Origin of the sequence: Escherichia sp. WS3227_2, from assembly GCF_046486495.1 — a bacterium.
GTDB classification, from domain to species: domain Bacteria; phylum Pseudomonadota; class Gammaproteobacteria; order Enterobacterales; family Enterobacteriaceae; genus Escherichia; species Escherichia coli.
The window spans coordinates 156,092-175,804 of record NZ_JBJQLG010000005.1 but is presented as its reverse complement, the minus strand read 5'-3'; the positions used below and the strand labels follow the sequence as shown (position 1 = coordinate 175,804).

Annotated in this window: 18 protein-coding genes; 10 read left to right on the top strand and 8 right to left on the bottom strand. The window is 51.3% G+C overall.

The window, feature by feature from the left end:
- The first annotated feature begins 4 nt into the window (after positions 1-4).
- Genes potA through ACJHXB_RS09145 form a run of 6 tightly spaced genes read left to right on the top strand, consistent with a single transcriptional unit; the run spans position 5 to position 5,117 of the window.
- Positions 5-1,141 carry a spermidine/putrescine ABC transporter ATP-binding protein PotA gene (potA, locus tag ACJHXB_RS09170; protein WP_000531596.1) on the top strand — a complete coding sequence of 379 codons (1,137 nt, stop codon included), beginning with the start codon at positions 5-7 and terminating at the stop codon, positions 1,139-1,141.
- Positions 1,125-1,982: a spermidine/putrescine ABC transporter permease PotB gene (potB, locus tag ACJHXB_RS09165; RefSeq protein WP_000799401.1), complete on the top strand. Its 858-nt coding sequence runs from the start codon at positions 1,125-1,127 to the stop codon at positions 1,980-1,982. Before potA ends, potB begins: the two co-directional genes overlap by 17 nt.
- Entirely contained in the window at positions 1,979-2,773 is a 795-nt protein-coding gene (gene potC, locus ACJHXB_RS09160) for a spermidine/putrescine ABC transporter permease PotC (protein WP_000580316.1), read from the top strand. Before potB ends, potC begins: the two co-directional genes overlap by 4 nt.
- Entirely contained in the window at positions 2,770-3,816 is a 1,047-nt protein-coding gene (gene potD / locus ACJHXB_RS09155) for a spermidine/putrescine ABC transporter substrate-binding protein PotD (RefSeq protein WP_000759309.1), read from the top strand. Before potC ends, potD begins: the two co-directional genes overlap by 4 nt.
- 57 nt (positions 3,817-3,873) lie before the next feature.
- Positions 3,874-4,335, top strand: a complete 462-nt coding sequence (locus ACJHXB_RS09150) for a DUF3592 domain-containing protein (protein ID WP_001366277.1) — start codon at positions 3,874-3,876, stop codon at positions 4,333-4,335.
- Complete coding sequence (locus tag ACJHXB_RS09145) at positions 4,332-5,117, top strand: TPM domain-containing protein (RefSeq protein WP_000720218.1); 786 nt, start codon at positions 4,332-4,334, stop codon at positions 5,115-5,117. Before ACJHXB_RS09150 ends, ACJHXB_RS09145 begins: the two co-directional genes overlap by 4 nt.
- A gap of 137 nt (positions 5,118-5,254) precedes the next feature.
- On the opposite strand, the gene cobB is transcribed toward ACJHXB_RS09145, so the two are convergent.
- The 5 genes from cobB to lolC are packed head-to-tail and all read right to left on the bottom strand — an operon-like array spanning position 5,255 to position 10,169.
- Complete coding sequence (gene cobB / locus ACJHXB_RS09140; RefSeq protein WP_000952736.1) at positions 5,255-6,076, bottom strand: Sir2 family NAD+-dependent deacetylase; 822 nt, start codon at positions 6,074-6,076, stop codon at positions 5,255-5,257.
- A 15-nt stretch (positions 6,077-6,091) separates the two neighbouring features.
- Positions 6,092-7,003, bottom strand: a complete 912-nt coding sequence (nagK, locus tag ACJHXB_RS09135) for an N-acetylglucosamine kinase (protein ID WP_410233485.1) — start codon at positions 7,001-7,003, stop codon at positions 6,092-6,094.
- A 28-nt stretch (positions 7,004-7,031) separates the two neighbouring features.
- Positions 7,032-8,276, bottom strand: coding sequence for a lipoprotein-releasing ABC transporter permease subunit LolE (gene lolE, locus ACJHXB_RS09130; RefSeq protein WP_001251381.1), 1,245 nt, complete (start codon positions 8,274-8,276; stop codon positions 7,032-7,034).
- A complete protein-coding gene (gene lolD, locus ACJHXB_RS09125; RefSeq protein WP_001033695.1) occupies positions 8,276-8,977 on the bottom strand; it encodes a lipoprotein-releasing ABC transporter ATP-binding protein LolD in 702 nt (233 codons plus the stop codon). Before lolD ends, lolE begins: the two co-directional genes overlap by 1 nt.
- The gene (lolC, locus tag ACJHXB_RS09120; protein ID WP_000284714.1) at positions 8,970-10,169 is read right to left on the bottom strand and encodes a lipoprotein-releasing ABC transporter permease subunit LolC; all 1,200 of its coding nucleotides are present in this window, start codon (positions 10,167-10,169) and stop codon (positions 8,970-8,972) included. The genes lolD and lolC overlap by 8 nt, the downstream gene beginning before the upstream one ends.
- Positions 10,170-10,430: 261 nt before the next feature.
- Between lolC and ACJHXB_RS09115 the strand changes: the two genes are divergently transcribed.
- From ACJHXB_RS09115 to ldtC, 3 genes are all read left to right on the top strand, one after another.
- Positions 10,431-11,504: an acyltransferase family protein gene (locus ACJHXB_RS09115; protein ID WP_000810252.1), complete on the top strand. Its 1,074-nt coding sequence runs from the start codon at positions 10,431-10,433 to the stop codon at positions 11,502-11,504.
- Positions 11,505-11,631: 127 nt separating this feature from the next.
- Positions 11,632-15,078: a transcription-repair coupling factor gene (mfd, locus tag ACJHXB_RS09110; RefSeq protein ID WP_001469338.1), complete on the top strand. Its 3,447-nt coding sequence runs from the start codon at positions 11,632-11,634 to the stop codon at positions 15,076-15,078.
- 143 nt (positions 15,079-15,221) lie between these two features.
- A complete protein-coding gene (gene ldtC / locus ACJHXB_RS09105) occupies positions 15,222-16,184 on the top strand; it encodes a L,D-transpeptidase LdtC (RefSeq protein ID WP_001469339.1) in 963 nt (320 codons plus the stop codon).
- Between the two features lie 82 nt (positions 16,185-16,266).
- Here ldtC and bhsA read toward each other — a convergent pair whose 3' ends face one another.
- Positions 16,267-16,524: a multiple stress resistance protein BhsA gene (gene bhsA, locus ACJHXB_RS09100; RefSeq protein ID WP_000800153.1), complete on the bottom strand. Its 258-nt coding sequence runs from the start codon at positions 16,522-16,524 to the stop codon at positions 16,267-16,269.
- 240 nt (positions 16,525-16,764) lie between these two features.
- On the opposite strand from bhsA, the gene comR reads away from it, so the two are divergent.
- Positions 16,765-17,397, top strand: coding sequence for a TetR family copper-responsive transcriptional repressor ComR (comR, locus tag ACJHXB_RS09095; protein ID WP_020240320.1), 633 nt, complete (start codon positions 16,765-16,767; stop codon positions 17,395-17,397).
- A gap of 61 nt (positions 17,398-17,458) precedes the next feature.
- Here the strand turns inward: comR and ACJHXB_RS09090 are convergent, their stop codons facing one another.
- Together ACJHXB_RS09090 and ndh are read right to left on the bottom strand one after the other, a co-directional pair.
- Positions 17,459-17,998, bottom strand: a complete 540-nt coding sequence (locus ACJHXB_RS09090; RefSeq protein WP_001469340.1) for a glycine zipper 2TM domain-containing protein — start codon at positions 17,996-17,998, stop codon at positions 17,459-17,461.
- Positions 17,999-18,224: 226 nt separating this feature from the next.
- The gene (ndh, locus tag ACJHXB_RS09085; protein ID WP_000211045.1) at positions 18,225-19,529 is read right to left on the bottom strand and encodes an NADH-quinone dehydrogenase; all 1,305 of its coding nucleotides are present in this window, start codon (positions 19,527-19,529) and stop codon (positions 18,225-18,227) included.
- Positions 19,530-19,713 lie beyond the last annotated feature (184 nt).

Sequence of the window (19,713 nt, the reverse complement as noted above, 5' to 3'; positions counted from 1 at the left end):
TTACATGGGACAGAGTAAAAAATTGAATAAACAACCGAGTTCGCTTTCACCGCTGGTGCAATTGGCGGGAATTCGCAAATGCTTTGATGGTAAAGAGGTCATTCCCCAGCTGGATCTGACTATCAACAATGGCGAGTTCCTCACGCTGCTTGGCCCTTCTGGCTGCGGTAAAACAACCGTTCTTCGCCTGATTGCAGGTCTGGAAACTGTTGATTCCGGACGCATCATGCTGGATAACGAGGACATCACCCACGTTCCGGCGGAAAACCGCTATGTGAACACTGTTTTCCAAAGCTACGCACTTTTTCCCCACATGACCGTGTTCGAAAATGTGGCCTTTGGGTTACGCATGCAAAAAACCCCCGCTGCTGAAATTACGCCCCGCGTGATGGAAGCCCTGCGGATGGTGCAGCTGGAAACCTTCGCTCAACGTAAACCGCATCAGCTTTCTGGTGGTCAACAGCAACGCGTCGCCATTGCTCGCGCGGTGGTTAACAAGCCTCGTCTGTTGTTGCTGGATGAGTCGCTCTCAGCGCTGGATTACAAACTGCGCAAACAGATGCAGAACGAGCTGAAAGCGCTACAGCGTAAGCTTGGCATTACATTCGTCTTCGTGACTCACGACCAGGAAGAAGCACTCACCATGTCGGACAGGATTGTGGTGATGCGCGATGGTCGCATTGAGCAAGACGGCACGCCGCGTGAAATCTACGAAGAGCCGAAAAACCTGTTTGTTGCTGGGTTTATCGGTGAAATCAATATGTTTAATGCCACGGTCATCGAACGTCTCGACGAGCAGCGCGTACGCGCCAACGTTGAAGGCCGCGAGTGTAATATCTACGTTAACTTCGGCGTTGAACCGGGGCAAAAACTGCATGTTCTGCTGCGCCCGGAAGACTTACGTGTTGAAGAGATTAACGACGACAACCACGCTGAAGGGCTGATTGGTTACGTTCGCGAGCGTAACTACAAAGGCATGACGCTGGAGTCGGTTGTTGAACTGGAAAATGGCAAGATGGTGATGGTCAGCGAATTCTTCAATGAAGACGACCCTGACTTTGACCACTCTCTCGACCAAAAAATGGCCATTAATTGGGTAGAAAGCTGGGAGGTCGTACTGGCTGATGAAGAACACAAGTAAGTTCCAGAATGTAGTGATTGTCACTATTGTCGGTTGGCTTGTGTTGTTTGTCTTTCTGCCCAACCTGATGATCATTGGCACCAGCTTTTTGACCCGCGACGACGCCAGTTTCGTCAAAATGGTCTTTACGCTGGATAACTACACGCGTCTGCTCGATCCGCTCTATTTTGAAGTGCTATTGCACTCGCTGAATATGGCGCTGATCGCCACCCTCGCCTGCCTGGTGCTGGGCTATCCGTTTGCCTGGTTTCTGGCGAAGCTGCCACACAAGGTGCGTCCGCTGCTGCTGTTTCTGCTGATTGTTCCGTTCTGGACCAACTCATTGATTCGTATCTACGGGCTGAAAATTTTCCTCAGCACCAAAGGCTATCTCAACGAGTTTTTGCTCTGGCTGGGCGTTATCGATACACCAATTCGCATCATGTTCACACCCAGTGCGGTGATTATCGGTCTGGTTTACATTCTGCTGCCATTTATGGTGATGCCGCTGTACTCGAGTATCGAAAAACTGGATAAGCCGTTGCTGGAGGCAGCGCGCGATCTCGGTGCCAGCAAGTTGCAGACCTTTATCCGCATCATTATCCCACTGACGATGCCGGGGATTATTGCCGGATGCCTGTTGGTGATGCTGCCAGCGATGGGCCTGTTCTATGTGTCCGACCTGATGGGCGGTGCGAAAAACCTGCTGATCGGTAACGTCATCAAAGTACAGTTCCTCAATATTCGTGACTGGCCGTTTGGTGCAGCCACCAGCATTACGCTGACTATCGTAATGGGCCTGATGTTGCTGGTTTACTGGCGCGCTTCTCGTCTGCTGAACAAAAAGGTGGAACTCGAATGATCGGTCGACTGCTTCGCGGCGGTTTTATGACCGCTATCTACGCGTACCTGTATATCCCAATCATTATTTTGATTGTGAACTCCTTTAACAGCTCGCGCTTTGGCATCAACTGGCAGGGTTTTACCACCAAATGGTATAGCCTGCTGATGAACAACGACAGCCTGTTACAGGCAGCGCAGCATTCACTAACAATGGCGGTGTTTTCGGCGACGTTTGCTACGCTTATCGGTTCACTGACGGCAGTTGCGCTGTACCGTTATCGCTTTCGTGGTAAGCCGTTCGTTAGCGGAATGCTGTTTGTGGTGATGATGTCACCAGATATCGTGATGGCGATTTCGCTGCTGGTGCTGTTTATGCTGCTGGGTATTCAGCTTGGCTTCTGGTCGCTGCTGTTCTCGCATATCACCTTCTGCCTGCCATTTGTGGTGGTGACAGTGTATTCGCGCCTGAAAGGTTTTGACGTGCGAATGCTGGAAGCGGCGAAAGATCTCGGTGCCAGCGAATTTACCATTCTGCGAAAAATCATTCTGCCACTGGCAATGCCAGCGGTGGCGGCGGGCTGGGTGTTAAGCTTTACCCTGTCGATGGACGATGTAGTAGTTTCTTCGTTCGTCACCGGACCAAGCTATGAAATTCTGCCGTTAAAAATTTATTCGATGGTCAAAGTCGGCGTATCGCCGGAAGTTAACGCGCTGGCAACCATATTACTGGTGCTGTCGCTGGTGATGGTAATTGCCAGCCAGCTTATTGCTCGTGATAAAACGAAAGGTAACACAGGGGACGTTAAATGAAAAAATGGTCACGCCACCTGCTCGCGGCGGGTGCTCTGGCACTGGGCATGAGCGCCGCTCACGCCGATGACAACAACACGCTGTATTTCTACAACTGGACCGAGTACGTGCCGCCAGGACTGCTTGAACAGTTCACCAAAGAAACCGGTATTAAGGTTATCTATTCGACTTACGAATCGAACGAAACCATGTACGCCAAGCTGAAAACGTACAAAGACGGTGCCTATGACCTGGTGGTTCCTTCAACCTATTACGTCGATAAAATGCGTAAAGAAGGGATGATCCAGAAGATCGACAAGTCGAAGTTAAGCAATTTCAGCAACCTCGATCCAGACATGCTCAACAAGCCGTTTGACCCGAATAACGACTACTCCATTCCGTATATCTGGGGGGCGACGGCGATTGGCGTTAACGGTGATGCGGTAGATCCGAAATCCGTTACCAGCTGGGCCGATCTGTGGAAGCCTGAGTACAAAGGCAGCCTGCTGCTGACCGACGATGCCCGTGAAGTGTTCCAGATGGCGCTGCGCAAACTGGGCTACTCCGGTAACACTACCGATCCGAAAGAGATTGAAGCTGCATATAACGAGCTAAAAAAACTGATGCCAAACGTAGCAGCGTTTAACTCCGATAACCCGGCTAACCCGTACATGGAAGGCGAAGTTAACCTCGGCATGATCTGGAACGGTTCTGCTTTCGTTGCACGCCAGGCGGGTACGCCTATTGACGTGGTGTGGCCGAAAGAAGGCGGCATTTTCTGGATGGACAGCCTGGCGATCCCAGCAAATGCCAAAAACAAAGAAGGCGCGCTGAAATTGATCAACTTCCTGCTGCGCCCGGATGTGGCAAAACAGGTTGCTGAAACTATCGGTTATCCAACGCCAAACCTTGCGGCGCGTAAGCTGTTAAGTCCGGAAGTGGCGAACGATAAAACGCTCTACCCGGATGCTGAAACCATTAAAAATGGTGAATGGCAGAATGACGTTGGCGCAGCCAGCAGCATTTATGAAGAGTATTATCAGAAGCTGAAAGCAGGACGTTAATTCAGCAAGCGGGCGGTGGTATTACCGCCCGTTTTTTATTTAGCAAGGATGTGGCTAATGAGTCAGGACAGTAGAGTTTTCTTTCGTATATTCCTCGGTATCGGTCTGGTACTGATCCTCATTTCTGTTGTTGTCTTTTATAACCAGTTCACCTATAGCAAAGACGCGATTCATACTGAAGGCGTCATTGTTGATACCGTCTGGCACTCCAGTCATTCTCATCGCACGGGTAAAAATGGTTCGTGGTATCCCGTCGTTGCCTTTCGACCGACGCCTGATTACACGCTAATTTTCAATTCGAGTATCGGCAGCGATTTTTATGAAGACAGCGAAGGCGATAAAGTTAATGTTTATTATTCTCCAGGGCATCCTGAAAAGGCTGAGATAAATAACCCGTGGGTTAATTTTTTTAAATGGGGGTTTATCGGCATTATGGGCGTTATTTTTATCGCCGTCGGTTTATTAATCAGTATGCCCTCCTCTAAAAAGTCACGCAGGAAACGGAAGTCCCGTCCATGAAAAAAATCATAATACTGCTCAGTTTACTGATACTGCTGCCTCTGACAGCAACCAGTAAGCCCTTAATCCCAATAATGAAGACACTTTTTACGGATGTTACAGGTACTGTACCGGATGCTGAGGAGATTGCGCAGAAAGCGGAGCTTTTTCGTCAACAAACCGGGATTGCGCCGTTTATCGTGGTTGTACCTGGCGTTAATGAAGCAAGCTTCAGGCAAAATGGCAAAGCGATGCTGGCGCATGCGTCATCTTCATTGAGTGATGTAAAAGGCAGCGTCCTGTTACTTTTTACCACCCGCGAGCCACGGTTAATTATGATAACCAACGGCCAGGTTGAAAGCGGTCTGGACGATAAACATCTCGGCCTTCTGGTAGAAAATCACACTCAGGCTTATTTACATGCGGACCTCTGGTATCAGGGAATCAATAATGCATTGGCTGTTTTACAAGCACAGATATTAAAACAACCGACGCCGCCACTGACATATTATCCGCATCCCGGACAACAGCAGGAGAATGATCCTCCCGGCAGTACCACGATATTAGGTCTTTTTGCCTGGGCAGTTGCATTCATCGTCTTTACTGCATTTTTTTACTACACGACGCGCCTTAATTATGCATTAAAGTTTGCAGTGGCGATGACTATTGCCAATATGGGTTATCAGGCTTTATGTTTGTACATCGATAATAGCTTTGCGATTACCAGAATATCGCCGCTCTGGGCAGGGCTGATTGGTGTCTGTACGTTTATTGCCGCGTTGTTATTGACGAGTAAACGGTAAAAGAGGCAGTAAAGTGTGCGTTTATTATGCCGGATGCGGCGCGAACGCCTTATCTGGCCCACAAAACCCGCAAATTCAATTAATTGCGTCCCCTTGTAGGCCTGATAAGCGTAGCGCATCAGGCAATGCTTCCTGCTTTATAAGCCCTTCAGCAACTTTTCAACAAACTCTGGCACCACCTGGCTTGCCGGGCCGTAATATTTCTCGGCAAATTCATTACCGACCTGGCTTGGTTCAAGATTCAGTTCCACGGTGTGTGCGCCATGCAGTTTCGCTTCGTGAACAAACCCAGCCGCCGGATAAACATGCCCTGATGTACCAATGGCAATGAAAATATCGGCCATTGACAACGCCATATAAATTTCATCCATGCCGAGTGGCATTTCGCCAAACCAAACGACGTGCGGGCGCAAGGGTGCCGGGAACTGGCAACAATGGCATTTATCTTCTGGCGTAACGTCTCCGGTCCAGTCGAGAACCTGACCACTTTGCGAACAGCGAACTTTCAGCAGTTCCCCATGCATATGAATGACATTGGTATTACCTGCGCGTTCATGCAGGTTGTCGATATTCTGCGTCACCAGCAAAAAGCGATCGCCGAGGGCGTCTTGCAGTTTAGCCAGCGCAAGATGCGCGGCGTTAGGCTGAATTTCTGGCTGCTGTAGCTGTCGACGACGGGCGTTATAAAACGCTTGCACCAGTTCAGGATCGCGATCGAAACCTTCCGGCGTTGCCACATCTTCAACCCGATGTTCTTCCCACAGGCCATCTGCGGCGCGAAAGGTACGAATACCTGATTCCGCAGAAATCCCTGCCCCTGTCAGTACGAGTACTCTTGGTTTTTCCATTGCTTCCGGCACCACTTTATCTCTGAAAAAAATACGCTGACGCAAACGCTCGCGCAGGCGGCGTTTATTTTTACGAAAACGACTTAACCGATGACCCCGACGCGACAGCATAGCAACCTCTGTTGTTTAATCGGTTAGATGTAGGAAAGCCGCACCACGCATTCCTCCCGCATCACCGTGGCGCGCGCGTTCAATGCGCGGAACACGAGCTACAGGTAAGAGATGACGAGGCAGCCTGTCCGCCAGTTGCGTTGTGATTGCCGGGAAATTCGATAAGCCACCACCAATGACGACCAGGTCAGGGTCAACAATGGTCAGGATATTTCCCAGACAAACCGCTAATAAATCCAGATAACGCTCAACGTGCGCCCTTGCCTGCTCATCGCCTTGATCATAAAGCGCAATAATTTTGGGAGCCTGCAACGGTTGATGATAATAGTGTTGATACAGCCACGCAAAACCGCGACCAGACAGATAATTTTCAATGCAGCCATGCTGACCACAGCCGCAGCGGCGTAACGGGAAATCCAGCCCCATCATGGTTAACGCATCAACCGGCAGACGCATATGGCCAAACTCGCCGGTAATATAGCTTTTACCGGTAATTGGTTTACCGTTGAAAATCAGCCCGCCGCCAACGCCGGTGCCGAGAATCAACCCCATCACCAGTGGATATTGAGTAAATTCATCATCCCAGGCTTCTGAAAGGGCAAAACAGTTGGCATCGTTATCAAGGCGGACATCGCGATCAAGACGTACGCTCAGGTCGGCACGCAACGGTTTACCGCTGGCAGCGGGGACATTGGCAGCATACAGCGTACCATCTTCTGTTTCCGGCATTCCCGGAATACCGATGCCTACAGAACCTTTACAGCCAAAACGCTTATCGGCTTCAGTCACCAGCTCGCACACTGCATCTAAAAATGCGTCATAGCTGTCACGCGGTGTCGGCACCCGCTTTTCCCACTGCAACTGCCGACCACTATCAAACACGCCAAGCGCAATTTTCGTTCCACCAATATCAAACCCGTAATACATTGCCGCTCCTTGTTTTAATGTACTGCCTTTACTGGCCGCTAAGGACTCGCGCAGGGTCAATATTACTGGCGCGCCGCGCCGGATACCAACTTGCCAAAAGACTCAGCAACAATGCTGTGACCAGTACGTAGAAGACGTCCAGCCAGTGCAATTCCGATGGCAGGAAGTCAATAAAATAGATATCGCTGGAGAGGAACTGATGACCGATCAACTTTTCAATCCACTCAATAATCGGGGTAAGTTGCAGTGAAACAACTACGCCGATAATCACACCACACAGGCTGCCGAACAGCCCTGCCAGCAATCCATACCAGACAAAGATGGCGCGAATTAAACCATCTTTCGCCCCCAGCGTTCTTAATACTGCGATATCGCCACTCTTGTCTTTCACCGCCATAACTAAGGTTGAGACGATGTTGAAACAGGCCACGCCAATCACCAGTACCATCGCCAGATACATAATGGCGCGGATCATCTGGATATCGCGATACATATAGCCGTAAGTACCAATCCAGCTTTTAATATAAACATAGCTGTTGGTCACTTCACCCGCATCGCGTACCAGCTTATTGGCGTTGAAAACATCCGTCATTTTAAGGGCAATACCTGACACGCTGGAACCCATATCAAGATATTGCTGGGCATCTGCCAGCGGGATCATGGCAAAACTGTGATCGAGTTGACCACTCAACTGCAAAATACCGGCAACGTGCAAACGCACACGTTTTGGCTGCATCAGTTTATGCTCGGGATTCGAGTTGGGGATCATAATCGACACCCAATCGCCCTGCTTCACTTTCAGCGCATCCGCCACGCCTTTGCCGATGATAATTTGCTGTTCGCCCGCTTTAAAATTATTCCAGGCATCCCCCTGAACAAACGAGGGTAATGCGCTCAGACGCTGTTCCTGTTGCGGATCAACGCCTTTAACCTGCAGAGCGCGCAGATTCGCGCCGCTCTCCACCAGCCCGGTGAAATTGATATACGGCGCAGCGGCGGCAATACCCGGCACTTTCTGCACTTTATCCAGTGCTTCCTGCCAGTTAGTCCATGGCTGATTTACCGCTTCGATTTCACCATGCGGCACCACCGCCAGAATACGGTTGTTCAGTTCGCGTTCAAAGCCGTTCATCGCGCTTAAGCCGACGATCAATACCGCCACGCCGAGGGCAATGCCAATGGTAGAAATGACGGAGATCAGCGACACCATGCCGCCGCGTCGCCGTCCGCGGCTAAAACGCAGGCCAATTAATAACGATAAAGGCATCGCCATTACTCCGCCCCCATCAGGCTCAGTTCCGCCGTCAGACGTCCATCACGCATTTCCAGTTGGCGGCTCATACGTTTCGCCAGTTGCAGGTCGTGAGTGACCACCAGGAAGGCGGTGCCCTGCAAGCGATTCAACTCCCCAAGCAACTGGAAGATGCTGTCGGCGTTACGCGCATCAAGGTTACCGGTAGGTTCATCCGCCAGTACCAGACGAGGGTTATTGACCAGCGCACGGGCAATCGCCACACGCTGGCGTTCGCCACCAGAAAGTTCAGATGGGCGGTGATTCGCACGATGCTCCAGCCCCACCGCTTTTAACATTTCCAACGCTCGACTGTTGATTTCAGCGGGCTTTTTCTTGCCAATCAGCAGTGGCATAGCCACGTTTTCCAGGGCAGTAAAATCCGGCAGCAGGTGGTGAAACTGATAAATAAAGCCCAGCTTCTGGTTGCGCAGTTCTGCTTTCGCCGCCGAAGACAGTTTGCTCATCGGTTGACCGTTAAAGATCACATCGCCGGAGGTTGGCGTATCCAGCCCGCCCAGCAGGTGCAGCAAGGTACTTTTACCGGAACCAGAGCTACCGACGATCGCCATCATTTCACCTTCGCCGACGCTGAAACTGACATTGTGCAGTACATCGGTTTGCACACTGCCTTCCTGATAGCGTTTGCACAGGTTGTCGCATTGCAACAGGATCTTATTCATAACGTAAAGCCTCAGCGGGTTGAGTGGCGGCAGCGCGCCATGAAGGGTAAAGCGTAGACAGCAGCGCGATAGCCATCGCCACCAGCGCAATAACAATGACCTGTAAAGGTTCGATAGCGACCGGCAGTGCCGCGCCATCAAGCAGGACGCCGATTATCGGCATCAGATTATTTAACTGGCTGGCAAGCAGTGCGCCAAGCGCCGCTCCGAGGATCGCACCGATAATCCCGGCGCTGGCCCCTTGCACCATAAAGACCATCATGATTTGTCGCGGAGTTAAGCCTTGCGTTTGCAGGATCGCTACTTCGCCCTGCTTCTCCATCACCATCAGCCCTAGCGAGGTAATAATGTTAAACGCCGCTACGGCGACAATCAGGCTCAGCAGCAAGCCCATCATATTTTTTTCCATGCGTACGGCCTGGAACAGCTCGCCTTTACGGTCACGCCAGTCCTGCCATTTGCTGCCTTCAGGCAGTTTTTGCTGGCTTAAAGAATCCACTTTCAGTGGTTCATCCAGCCACAAACGCCAGCCGGTAATATTGCCTGCCGGATAACGCATCAGACGCGAGGCATCCTCAATATTCACCAGCATTTCATAGCCATCGACTTCACTGTTGGCGGCGAAAGTGCCAATCACATTGAACAGGCGCTGGCTTGGAATACGCCCCATCGGCGTGAACTGGCTGGCAGATGGCACCATCACGCGGATTTGATCACCGCGATTGACGCCCAACTGTGAGGCCAGCTGTTCACCGAGGATGACATTATATTTCCCCGGCTCGAGGTCAGTTTGTTTCACATTGACCAGATACGGCGTTAGTGGATCTTTTTGCGCCGGGTCGATACCCAGCATCACCCCGACCGCCACGCTGCGCGCGCTTTGCAGTACCACATCACCGGTAGTGATAGGTGCGACGCGATTAACGCCGTCCAGTTTGACGGCCGTTTCCGGGAGTTGCTGCGGGTTAAGAGAGCCATGCTCAGAAGAGAGAATTGCCTGTGGCATCAGGCCAAGGATGTTGTTTTGCAGCTCGCGCTCAAAGCCGTTCATCACTGACAATACTGTGACCAGCGCCATCACCCCGAGGGTAATGCCGATGGTAGAAAGCCAGGAGACGAAACGACCGAAGCGATCCGCTGCACGCCCACGCATGTAACGCAGGCCAATAAATAGAGCGACAGGTTGGTACATGAAATCCGTCTGGTTGCTGTTAGCAAAGACACGAGTATATAAGCGAAAGCGGGATGGGTAAACGTCTGAACTGTAAGTGATCGTCAGGGCTAATCTGAAAAGTGCCAGCAAATCAATCGGCTAAAGGGCCTCATTTTCTCATCGGCCTTGTAGCCTGATCTTTATCTGAAAAATAACCAAATACAGACAGATACGCATTACACCACGCGACTGGCCCCTCAGGATCAACAGCATGTTAAATAAAAAGAGCGTGTTGTCCTGATGAAACAAAAAGAGCTATGGATTAACCAGATCAAAGGGTTATGTATTTGTCTGGTGGTGATTTATCACTCGGTTATTACCTTTTATCCGCATCTGACCACTTTCCAGCATCCGTTATCGGAAGTCCTGAGCAAATGCTGGATCTATTTCAATCTTTACCTTGCACCCTTTCGTATGCCGGTTTTTTTCTTTATATCCGGCTATTTGATTCGCCGCTATATCGACAGCGTACCGTGGGGAAATTGTCTCGATAAACGGATCTGGAACATCTTCTGGGTGCTGGCGCTTTGGGGCGTGGTGCAGTGGCTGGCGTTAAGTGCGCTGAACCAGTGGCTGGCACCTGAGCGCGATTTAAGCAATGCCTCCAATGCCGCTTATGCCGATTCCACCGGTGAGTTCCTGCACGGGATGATCACCGCCAGCACCAGCTTGTGGTATCTGTATGCGTTAATTGTCTATTTCGTGGTATGTAAAATTTTTAGCCGTCTGGCGCTGCCACTATTCGCCTTGTTTGTACTGCTGAGTGTGGCGGTTAATTTCGTTCCCACGCCGTGGTGGGGAATGAACAGTGTGATCCGCAATTTGCCTTATTACAGCCTTGGCGCATGGTTTGGCGCAACAATAATGACCTGTGTTAAAGAGGTGCCGTTGCGCCGCCATCTGCTGATGGCTTCTTTGCTTACCGTTCTGGCGGTCGGTGCCTGGTTGTTTACTATCTCGCTGCTGTTGTCGCTGGTATCGATTGTGGTGATCATGAAGCTGTTTTATCAATACGAGCAACGTTTCGGTATGCGCTCCACCATCCTGCTGAATGTGATTGGTTCCAACACCATTGCTATCTACACCACCCATCGCATTCTGGTTGAAATATTCAGCTTAACTCTGCTTGCGCAAATGAACGCAGCACGCTGGTCGCCGCAAGTCGAACTGACACTCCTGCTGGTTTACCCCTTTGTTAGTTTGTTCATCTGTACTGTTGCGGGCTTGCTGGTAAGAAAACTTTCACAGCGCGCATTCAGCGATCTGTTGTTCTCCCCGCCTTCTCTGCCCGCGGCCGTCAGTTACTCCCGCTAAGCCATCGCCCCAGCCGGGGCGATTCAATTTGCTAAACCATGTCGATTACGGATAATGAACAGCATTGCTTATCAGAGATATGCCCCCATATGTTGAGGCATATCCTAACGAGAATCTGACAACCGTTATGCCTGAACAATATCGTTATACGCTGCCCGTCAAAGCGGGTGAGCAGCGTCTGCTGGGCGAGTTAACCGGCGCTGCCTGCGCGACGCTGGTAGCGGAAATTGCCGAACGTCACGCCGGTCCGGTGGTACTCATTGCACCAGATATGCAAAATGCCCTGCGTTTGCATGATGAAATCAGCCAGTTTACCGATCAGATGGTGATGAATCTGGCGGACTGGGAAACCCTTCCCTACGACAGTTTTTCGCCTCATCAGGACATTATCTCCTCGCGCCTTTCCACCCTTTACCAGCTACCGACGATGCAGCGTGGCGTACTGATTGTTCCGGTGAATACGCTTATGCAGCGCGTTTGCCCGCACAGTTTTCTCCACGGTCATGCGCTGGTGATGAAAAAAGGTCAGCGCCTGTCACGAGATGCATTACGAACCCAACTGGACAGCGCCGGTTATCGCCATGTTGACCAGGTTATGGAGCACGGCGAATACGCCACGCGCGGCGCGTTGCTGGATCTCTTCCCGATGGGAAGTGAGCTGCCTTATCGTCTTGATTTCTTTGATGATGAAATCGACAGTCTGCGGGTGTTTGACGTCGACAGCCAGCGCACGCTGGAGGAAGTAGAAGCGATCAATCTGCTGCCCGCGCACGAATTTCCGGCCGATAAAGCGGCAATTGAACTGTTCCGCAGCCAGTGGCGCGATACCTTCGAAGTAAAGCGCGATCCGGAACATATTTACCAGCAAGTGAGTAAAGGCACATTACCTGCCGGGATCGAGTACTGGCAGCCATTGTTCTTCAGCGAACCACTGCCGCCGCTGTTCAGTTATTTCCCTGCCAATACCTTGCTGGTGAATACTGGCGATCTGGAAAACAGTGCCGAACGTTTCCAGGCTGACACGCTGGCGCGTTTTGAGAATCGCGGCGTCGATCCGATGCGCCCACTGTTGCCACCACAATCGCTCTGGCTGCGGGTGGACGAGCTCTTCTCAGAGCTGAAAAACTGGCCCCGAGTGCAGCTAAAAACTGAACATTTACCGACAAAAGCCGCGAATGCCAATTTAGGTTTCCAGAAACTGCCAGACCTGGCCGTTCAGGCACAACAAAAAGCGCCGCTGGATGCGCTGCGTAAGTTCCTCGAGTCTTTCGACGGTCCGGTGGTGTTCTCGGTAGAAAGTGAAGGTCGCCGTGAAGCGCTGGGTGAACTGCTCGCGCGAATTAAAATTGCTCCGCAACGCATTATGCGTCTTGATGAAGCCAAAGACCGTGGGCGTTATCTGATGATTGGCGCTGCCGAACATGGTTTTGTCGATACGGTACGTAATCTGGCGCTGATTTGCGAAAGCGATCTGCTCGGTGAACGCGTTGCCCGTCGTCGTCAGGATTCTCGCCGCGCCATCAACCCCGATACACTGATCCGTAACCTTGCGGAGCTGCATATTGGTCAGCCGGTGGTCCATCTGGAGCACGGCGTCGGTCGTTATGCCGGAATGACCACGCTCGAAGCTGGAGGCATTACTGGCGAGTATTTGATGCTCACCTATGCCAACGACGCCAAACTGTATGTTCCGGTGTCGTCACTGCATCTGATTAGCCGTTACGCAGGTGGCGCGGAAGAAAACGCCCCGCTGCATAAACTTGGCGGCGATGCGTGGTCACGCGCGCGGCAGAAAGCGGCGGAAAAAGTGCGTGATGTGGCGGCGGAATTGCTGGATATCTACGCGCAACGCGCCGCCAAAGAGGGCTTCGCGTTTAAACACGATCGTGAGCAGTATCAGTTGTTCTGCGACAGCTTCCCGTTTGAAACCACGCCGGATCAGGCGCAGGCCATTAATGCGGTACTTAGCGACATGTGTCAGCCGCTGGCAATGGATCGTCTGGTGTGCGGCGATGTTGGCTTTGGTAAAACAGAAGTGGCGATGCGCGCCGCTTTCCTGGCAGTAGATAACCACAAGCAGGTGGCGGTGCTGGTGCCTACCACCCTTCTCGCGCAGCAGCATTACGACAACTTCCGCGACCGTTTCGCCAACTGGCCGGTACGTATCGAAATGATCTCCCGTTTCCGCAGCGCCAAAGAGCAGACGCAAATCCTTGCGGAAGTAGCGGAAGGGAAAATCGATATTCTGATCGGTACGCACAAACTGCTGCAAAGTGACGTCAAGTTTAAAGATTTAGGCCTGCTGATTGTCGATGAAGAACACCGCTTCGGGGTGCGTCATAAAGAGCGCATTAAAGCGATGCGCGCGAACGTGGATATTCTGACGCTTACCGCTACGCCGATCCCACGTACGCTGAATATGGCGATGAGCGGAATGCGCGATCTGTCGATTATCGCCACACCGCCCGCCCGTCGTCTGGCAGTTAAAACCTTTGTCCGTGAGTATGACAGTCTGGTGGTCCGGGAGGCGATCCTGCGTGAAATTTTGCGCGGGGGACAGGTTTATTATCTCTACAATGATGTGGAAAACATCCAGAAAGCCGCCGAACGGCTGGCAGAACTGGTACCTGAAGCGCGGATTGCCATCGGTCACGGGCAGATGCGTGAGCGCGAACTGGAACGGGTGATGAATGATTTCCATCATCAACGTTTCAACGTGCTGGTTTGTACCACCATTATCGAAACCGGGATCGACATCCCGACAGCCAACACCATTATCATTGAACGCGCGGATCACTTCGGTCTGGCGCAGCTGCACCAGTTGCGCGGTCGCGTCGGACGTTCGCATCATCAGGCATATGCATGGCTGCTGACGCCGCATCCAAAAGCGATGACTACCGATGCGCAAAAACGTCTTGAAGCGATTGCCTCGCTGGAAGATCTCGGGGCAGGTTTTGCGCTGGCAACGCACGATCTGGAGATTCGGGGCGCGGGTGAACTGCTTGGCGAAGAACAAAGCGGCTCAATGGAAACCATCGGTTTCTCGCTGTATATGGAGTTGCTGGAAAACGCCGTCGATGCACTGAAAGCCGGACGCGAGCCGTCGCTGGAAGATCTCACCAGCCAGCAAACAGAAGTCGAGCTGCGGATGCCGTCGCTATTGCCAGATGATTTCATTCCTGACGTGAATACGCGTTTGTCGTTCTATAAACGTATTGCCAGCGCCAAAACGGAAAACGAACTGGAAGAGATCAAAGTCGAGCTTATCGATCGCTTCGGCCTGCTGCCGGATCCGGCGCGTACCCTGCTGGATATTGCCCGTCTGCGCCAGCAAGCGCAGAAACTGGGGATCAGGAAGCTGGAAGGTAATGAGAAAGGCGGCGTGATCGAATTTGCCGAGAAGAATCACGTTAATCCGGCATGGCTGATTGATTTGCTGCAAAAACAGCCGCAGCATTATCGCCTCGATGGCCCGACTCGCCTGAAGTTTATTCAGGATTTGAGCGAGCGAAAAACGCGTATCGAATGGGTACGCCAGTTTATGCGTGAACTGGAAGAGAACGCGATCGCTTAATAGTAAATCGGGGGCGTTTCTGCGCCCCCATCTGCAACATTTACAAATTCTTTGCACTTCCCTGCACTATCCGACACTGTCACCATCCATAATTCAGGCTTATCTGTTTATTACAATAACCTTATATTTATTATGGATTTTTGGTGATGATCAAAACGCGTTTTTCTCGCTGGCTAACGTTTTTTACGTTCGCCGCTGCCGTGGTGCTGGCGCTGCCGGCAAAAGCCAACACCTGGCCGCTGCCGCCAGCGGGCAGTCGTCTGGTTGGCGAAAACAAATTTCATGTGGTGGAAAATGACGGTGGTTCTCTGGAAGCCATCGCCAAAAAATATAACGTCGGCTTTCTCGCTCTGTTACAGGCTAACCCCGGCGTTGATCCTTACGTACCGCGCGCGGGTAGCGTGTTAACGATCCCGTTGCAAACCCTACTTCCAGATGCGCCGCGCGAAGGCATTGTGATCAATATTGCGGAGCTGCGTCTCTATTACTACCCGCCGGGTAAAAATTCGGTAACCGTGTATCCAATAGGTATTGGTCAGTTGGGTGGTGACACGCTGACACCGACAATGGTGACCACCGTTTCAGACAAACGAGCAAACCCAACCTGGACGCCAACGGCAAACATCCGCGCCCGTTATAAAGCACAGGGAATTGAGTTGCCTGCGGTAGTGCCGGCTGGACCGGATAACCCAATGGGCCATCATGCGATTCGTCTGGCGGCCTATGGCGGCGTTTATTTGCTTCATGGTACGAACGCCGATTTCGGCATTGGCATGCGGGTAAGTTCTGGCTGTATTCGTCTGCGGGATGACGATATCAAAACACTCTTTAGCCAGGTCACCCCAGGTACCAAAGTAAATATCATCAACACCCCGATTAAAGTCTCTGCCGAACCAAACGGTGCGCGTCTGGTTGAAGTACATCAGCCGCTGTCAGAGAAGATTGATGACGATCCGCAGCTGCTGCCAATTACGCTGAATAGCGCAATGCAATCATTTAAAGATGCAGCACAAACTGACGCTGAAGTGATGCAACATGTGATGGATGTCCGTTCCGGGATGCCGGTGGATGTCCGCCGTCATCAAGTGAGCCCACAAACTTTGTAAATCCTGGATAAAAAAATCCCCGCGACACGGCATGTCGCGGGGAAAAAAATCAGCAGTAGCAGGCATTAATGAGGGTTAATGCTTATTTATAAATTACTGCTGTTCCATGGAGGGTATTCGGACCGGTTACAGAAGTAATACGGAAAGATTTTGCGCCCATCTCATCCGCTTTTTGCGCCAGCTGCTCTTCCAGCGATCCCAGATTTGTCCCCGCGTTAGCACTGATAGTACCGACTTTTTGTTGGCCTTCTGGCGTTGACTGAACTTCGACAGCCGCAAAGCTGGCAAATGACATTGAGCTTAAAATCGCCGCAGCGATGAGGGTTTTTACGTTTTTCATAATAGTGGCCTTATGCAGATGAATGACGTCGCAAGCAATTACTTAACGATCGATAACTAAATGATAGATGTGATCTGGATCACATACAAGATATTTTTTATAACAATCATTAATTAATTTAAAAATCCTTAAATTTCAGTTAAATAGAAAGCAATTATTTTTATGGGATCTGGACTGGTGAACGGAGGTAATTATTTTTATAATAACCTTTCATTCACAGTCACCAGGTACAACGGCATCATGGCAACTGACTCAACACAATGTGTAAAAAAAAGCCGTGGCCGCCCAAAAGTGTTCGACAGGGATGCCGCGCTTGATAAGGCCATGAAATTGTTCTGGCAACACGGTTATGAAGCGACTTCTCTTGCGGACCTCGTCGAAGCGACCGGAGCCAAAGCGCCCACGCTATACGCGGAATTTACCAACAAAGAGGGGTTATTCCGCGCCGTACTCGACCGCTATATCGATCGTTTTGCCGCTAAGCATGAAGCACAGCTGTTTTGTGAAGAGAAAAGCGTGGAGACTGCGCTGGCTGACTATTTTGCTGCCGTCGCCAACTGCTTTACCAGCAAAGACACCCCGGCTGGCTGCTTTATGATCAACAACTGCACCACCCTCTCCCCGGATTCCGGAGATATCGGCAATACGCTGAAATCACGCCATGCGATGCAAGAGCGCACTTTGCAGCAGTTTTTATGTCAACGACAAGCGCGCGGGGAAATCCCGACCCACTGTGACGTGACGCATCTGGCAGAATTCCTTAATTGTATTATTCAGGGGATGTCGATCAGCGCACGCGAAGGTGCATCGCTGGAAAAACTGATGCAGATTGCCCGAACGACTTTGCATTTATGGCCCGAACTGGTGAAATAAGTCGCAAAAAAAGCCCCTCAGCCTGAGCGAATGAGGGGCTAAATTGCAGAGTACAGCCTTGTTATACTTTGTTATTCAAAATCAGTTGCCCGTTGCTATCTAGCGGGATCTGCGTACCCGGATCGCGGTCCATGCGGATTTTGCCCTGCTGATCGCCAATCTTATAGGTCACATCATAACCGAGCATTTTTTCTGACTTGTCATACACCGTTTTACAACGCTGTTGCGTAGTCGTGTAAGTATCGCTTTCCTGGAGAGAGCCCTGGATCTGGTTACCGGCATAGCCACCTCCCAGCGCCCCCACAACAGTGGCGACATCTTTACCGCGACCACCGCCAAACTGATGCCCTATCACGCCGCCAGCAACAGCGCCGAGCACCGACCCGGTAATGCGATTTTCATCCTGCACCGGTCGACGATGGGTCACTGTGACGTTGCGACACTCCTGACGCGGTGTTTTAACCGTTTCCTTGATTGGGGTTGCAGAAACAACCTGAGCGTATTGCGGGCCACGTTCAAACACGTTCAGACTGGCCACTGCCGCTACGCCCAACGCAGCTGCGACACCAATCCCCATACCCGCCAACATTGATTTATTCACGGGAACACCTCCTTCTTTGCTGTTATGCCAATCATGCAAGCGAAGGAGAAAAGCAGCTATCAGACAGAAGATGAAAAGCGCGGGAATGGCTGGAAATACTTAGGGATTCGGAGGAGTCTGAAGGAATGCCTGATGCGACGCTTAACGCGTCTTATCAGGCCTACCGCTCGTACCATTTGTCCAGGGCGGATAAGGCGTTTACGCCGCATCCGCCAGTACAAGCCGATTAATGCAACTTCAAACGTGGACGGATAACGCGGTTAATACTCCCCACCAGCATCATTAATCCGGTTTTAAAGTAACCATGCAGCGCAATCTGGTGCATTCGGTATAGCGAGATGTATACAAAGCGCGCAATTCGTCCTTCAATCATCATTGAGCCGCGCGTCAGGTTACCCATCAGGCTACCGACGGTGGAGAAGTTCGACAGCGATACCAGAGAACCGTGATCTTTATACTGATAATTTTTCAGCGGCTTACCATTCATCTGCGCCAGAATGTTGTTCATTGCGCAAGTTGCCATCTGGTGTGCAGCCTGAGCGCGCGGCGGAACAAAGCCCCCTTCCGGACGCGGGCATGACGCGCAATCGCCAATAGCGTAAATGTCTGGATCGCGAGTGGTTTGCAGCGTCGGTTCCACCACCAGCTGGTTGATACGGTTGGTTTCAAGACCACCGATATCTTTCAGGAAGTCTGGCGCTTTGATCCCGGCTGCCCACACCATCAGATCAGCCTCAATATATTCGCCATCTTTAGTATGCAGGCCGCCTTCATCAGCACTGGTGACCATGGTTTGCGTCAGCACGCGAACGCCAAGTTTCGTTAACTCATTATGGGCCGCAGCAGAGATACGTGGCGGTAATGCAGGCAAAATACGTTCGCCCGCTTCTACCAGCGTTACGTTCAGGGCTTCGTTGGTCAGACCTTTATAGCCGTAGCTGTGCAGTTGCTTGACCGCGTTGTGCAATTCAGCGGAGAGTTCTACACCCGTCGCGCCGCCACCGACAATCGCAATGTTCACTTTGCCATTCGCGCCCAGGTTGGCGGAGTATTTCAGGAACAGATTCAGCATCTCCTGGTGGAAGCGACGCGCCTGGTGCGGGTTATCGAGGAAAATGCAGTTCTCTTTGACACCTGGCGTATTGAAATCGTTAGAGGTGCTACCCAGCGCCATTACCAGGGTGTCATAGGCGATTTTACGTTCCGGAACCAGCAATTCACCTTTTTCGTCGCGCAGTTCTGCAATAGTGATTGTTTTCGCTTCACGATCAATATCAATGACGGAACCCAGCTGGAACTGGAAACCATGATTACGCGCATGGGCCAGATAGCTCAACGCATCGACGCCTTCATCAAGCGAGCCAGTCGCCACTTCGTGCAGCAGCGGTTTCCACAGGTGGCTGTGGTTACGATCGACCAGCGTGATTTTGGCTTTTTTCTTGCGTCCCAGCTTATGCCCCAGCTGTGTTGCCATTTCCAGCCCACCAGCACCGCCGCCGACAATCACAATTTTTTTCAATGGCGTAGTCAACGTGACCCCCTTAAATTTATTAACCAATTGTTAATTAATAGTTATTAACATAGCTCTTAATTAACAACAGGTTACAGCAATGAAAATGTTCTTCGCTATTGAGAATAACATGAATGGTGCATTGGTCATACCAAAATTGATGTTAATCAAGTTTTGTTGCTGAAAAGATAGGCGACTTTACCGG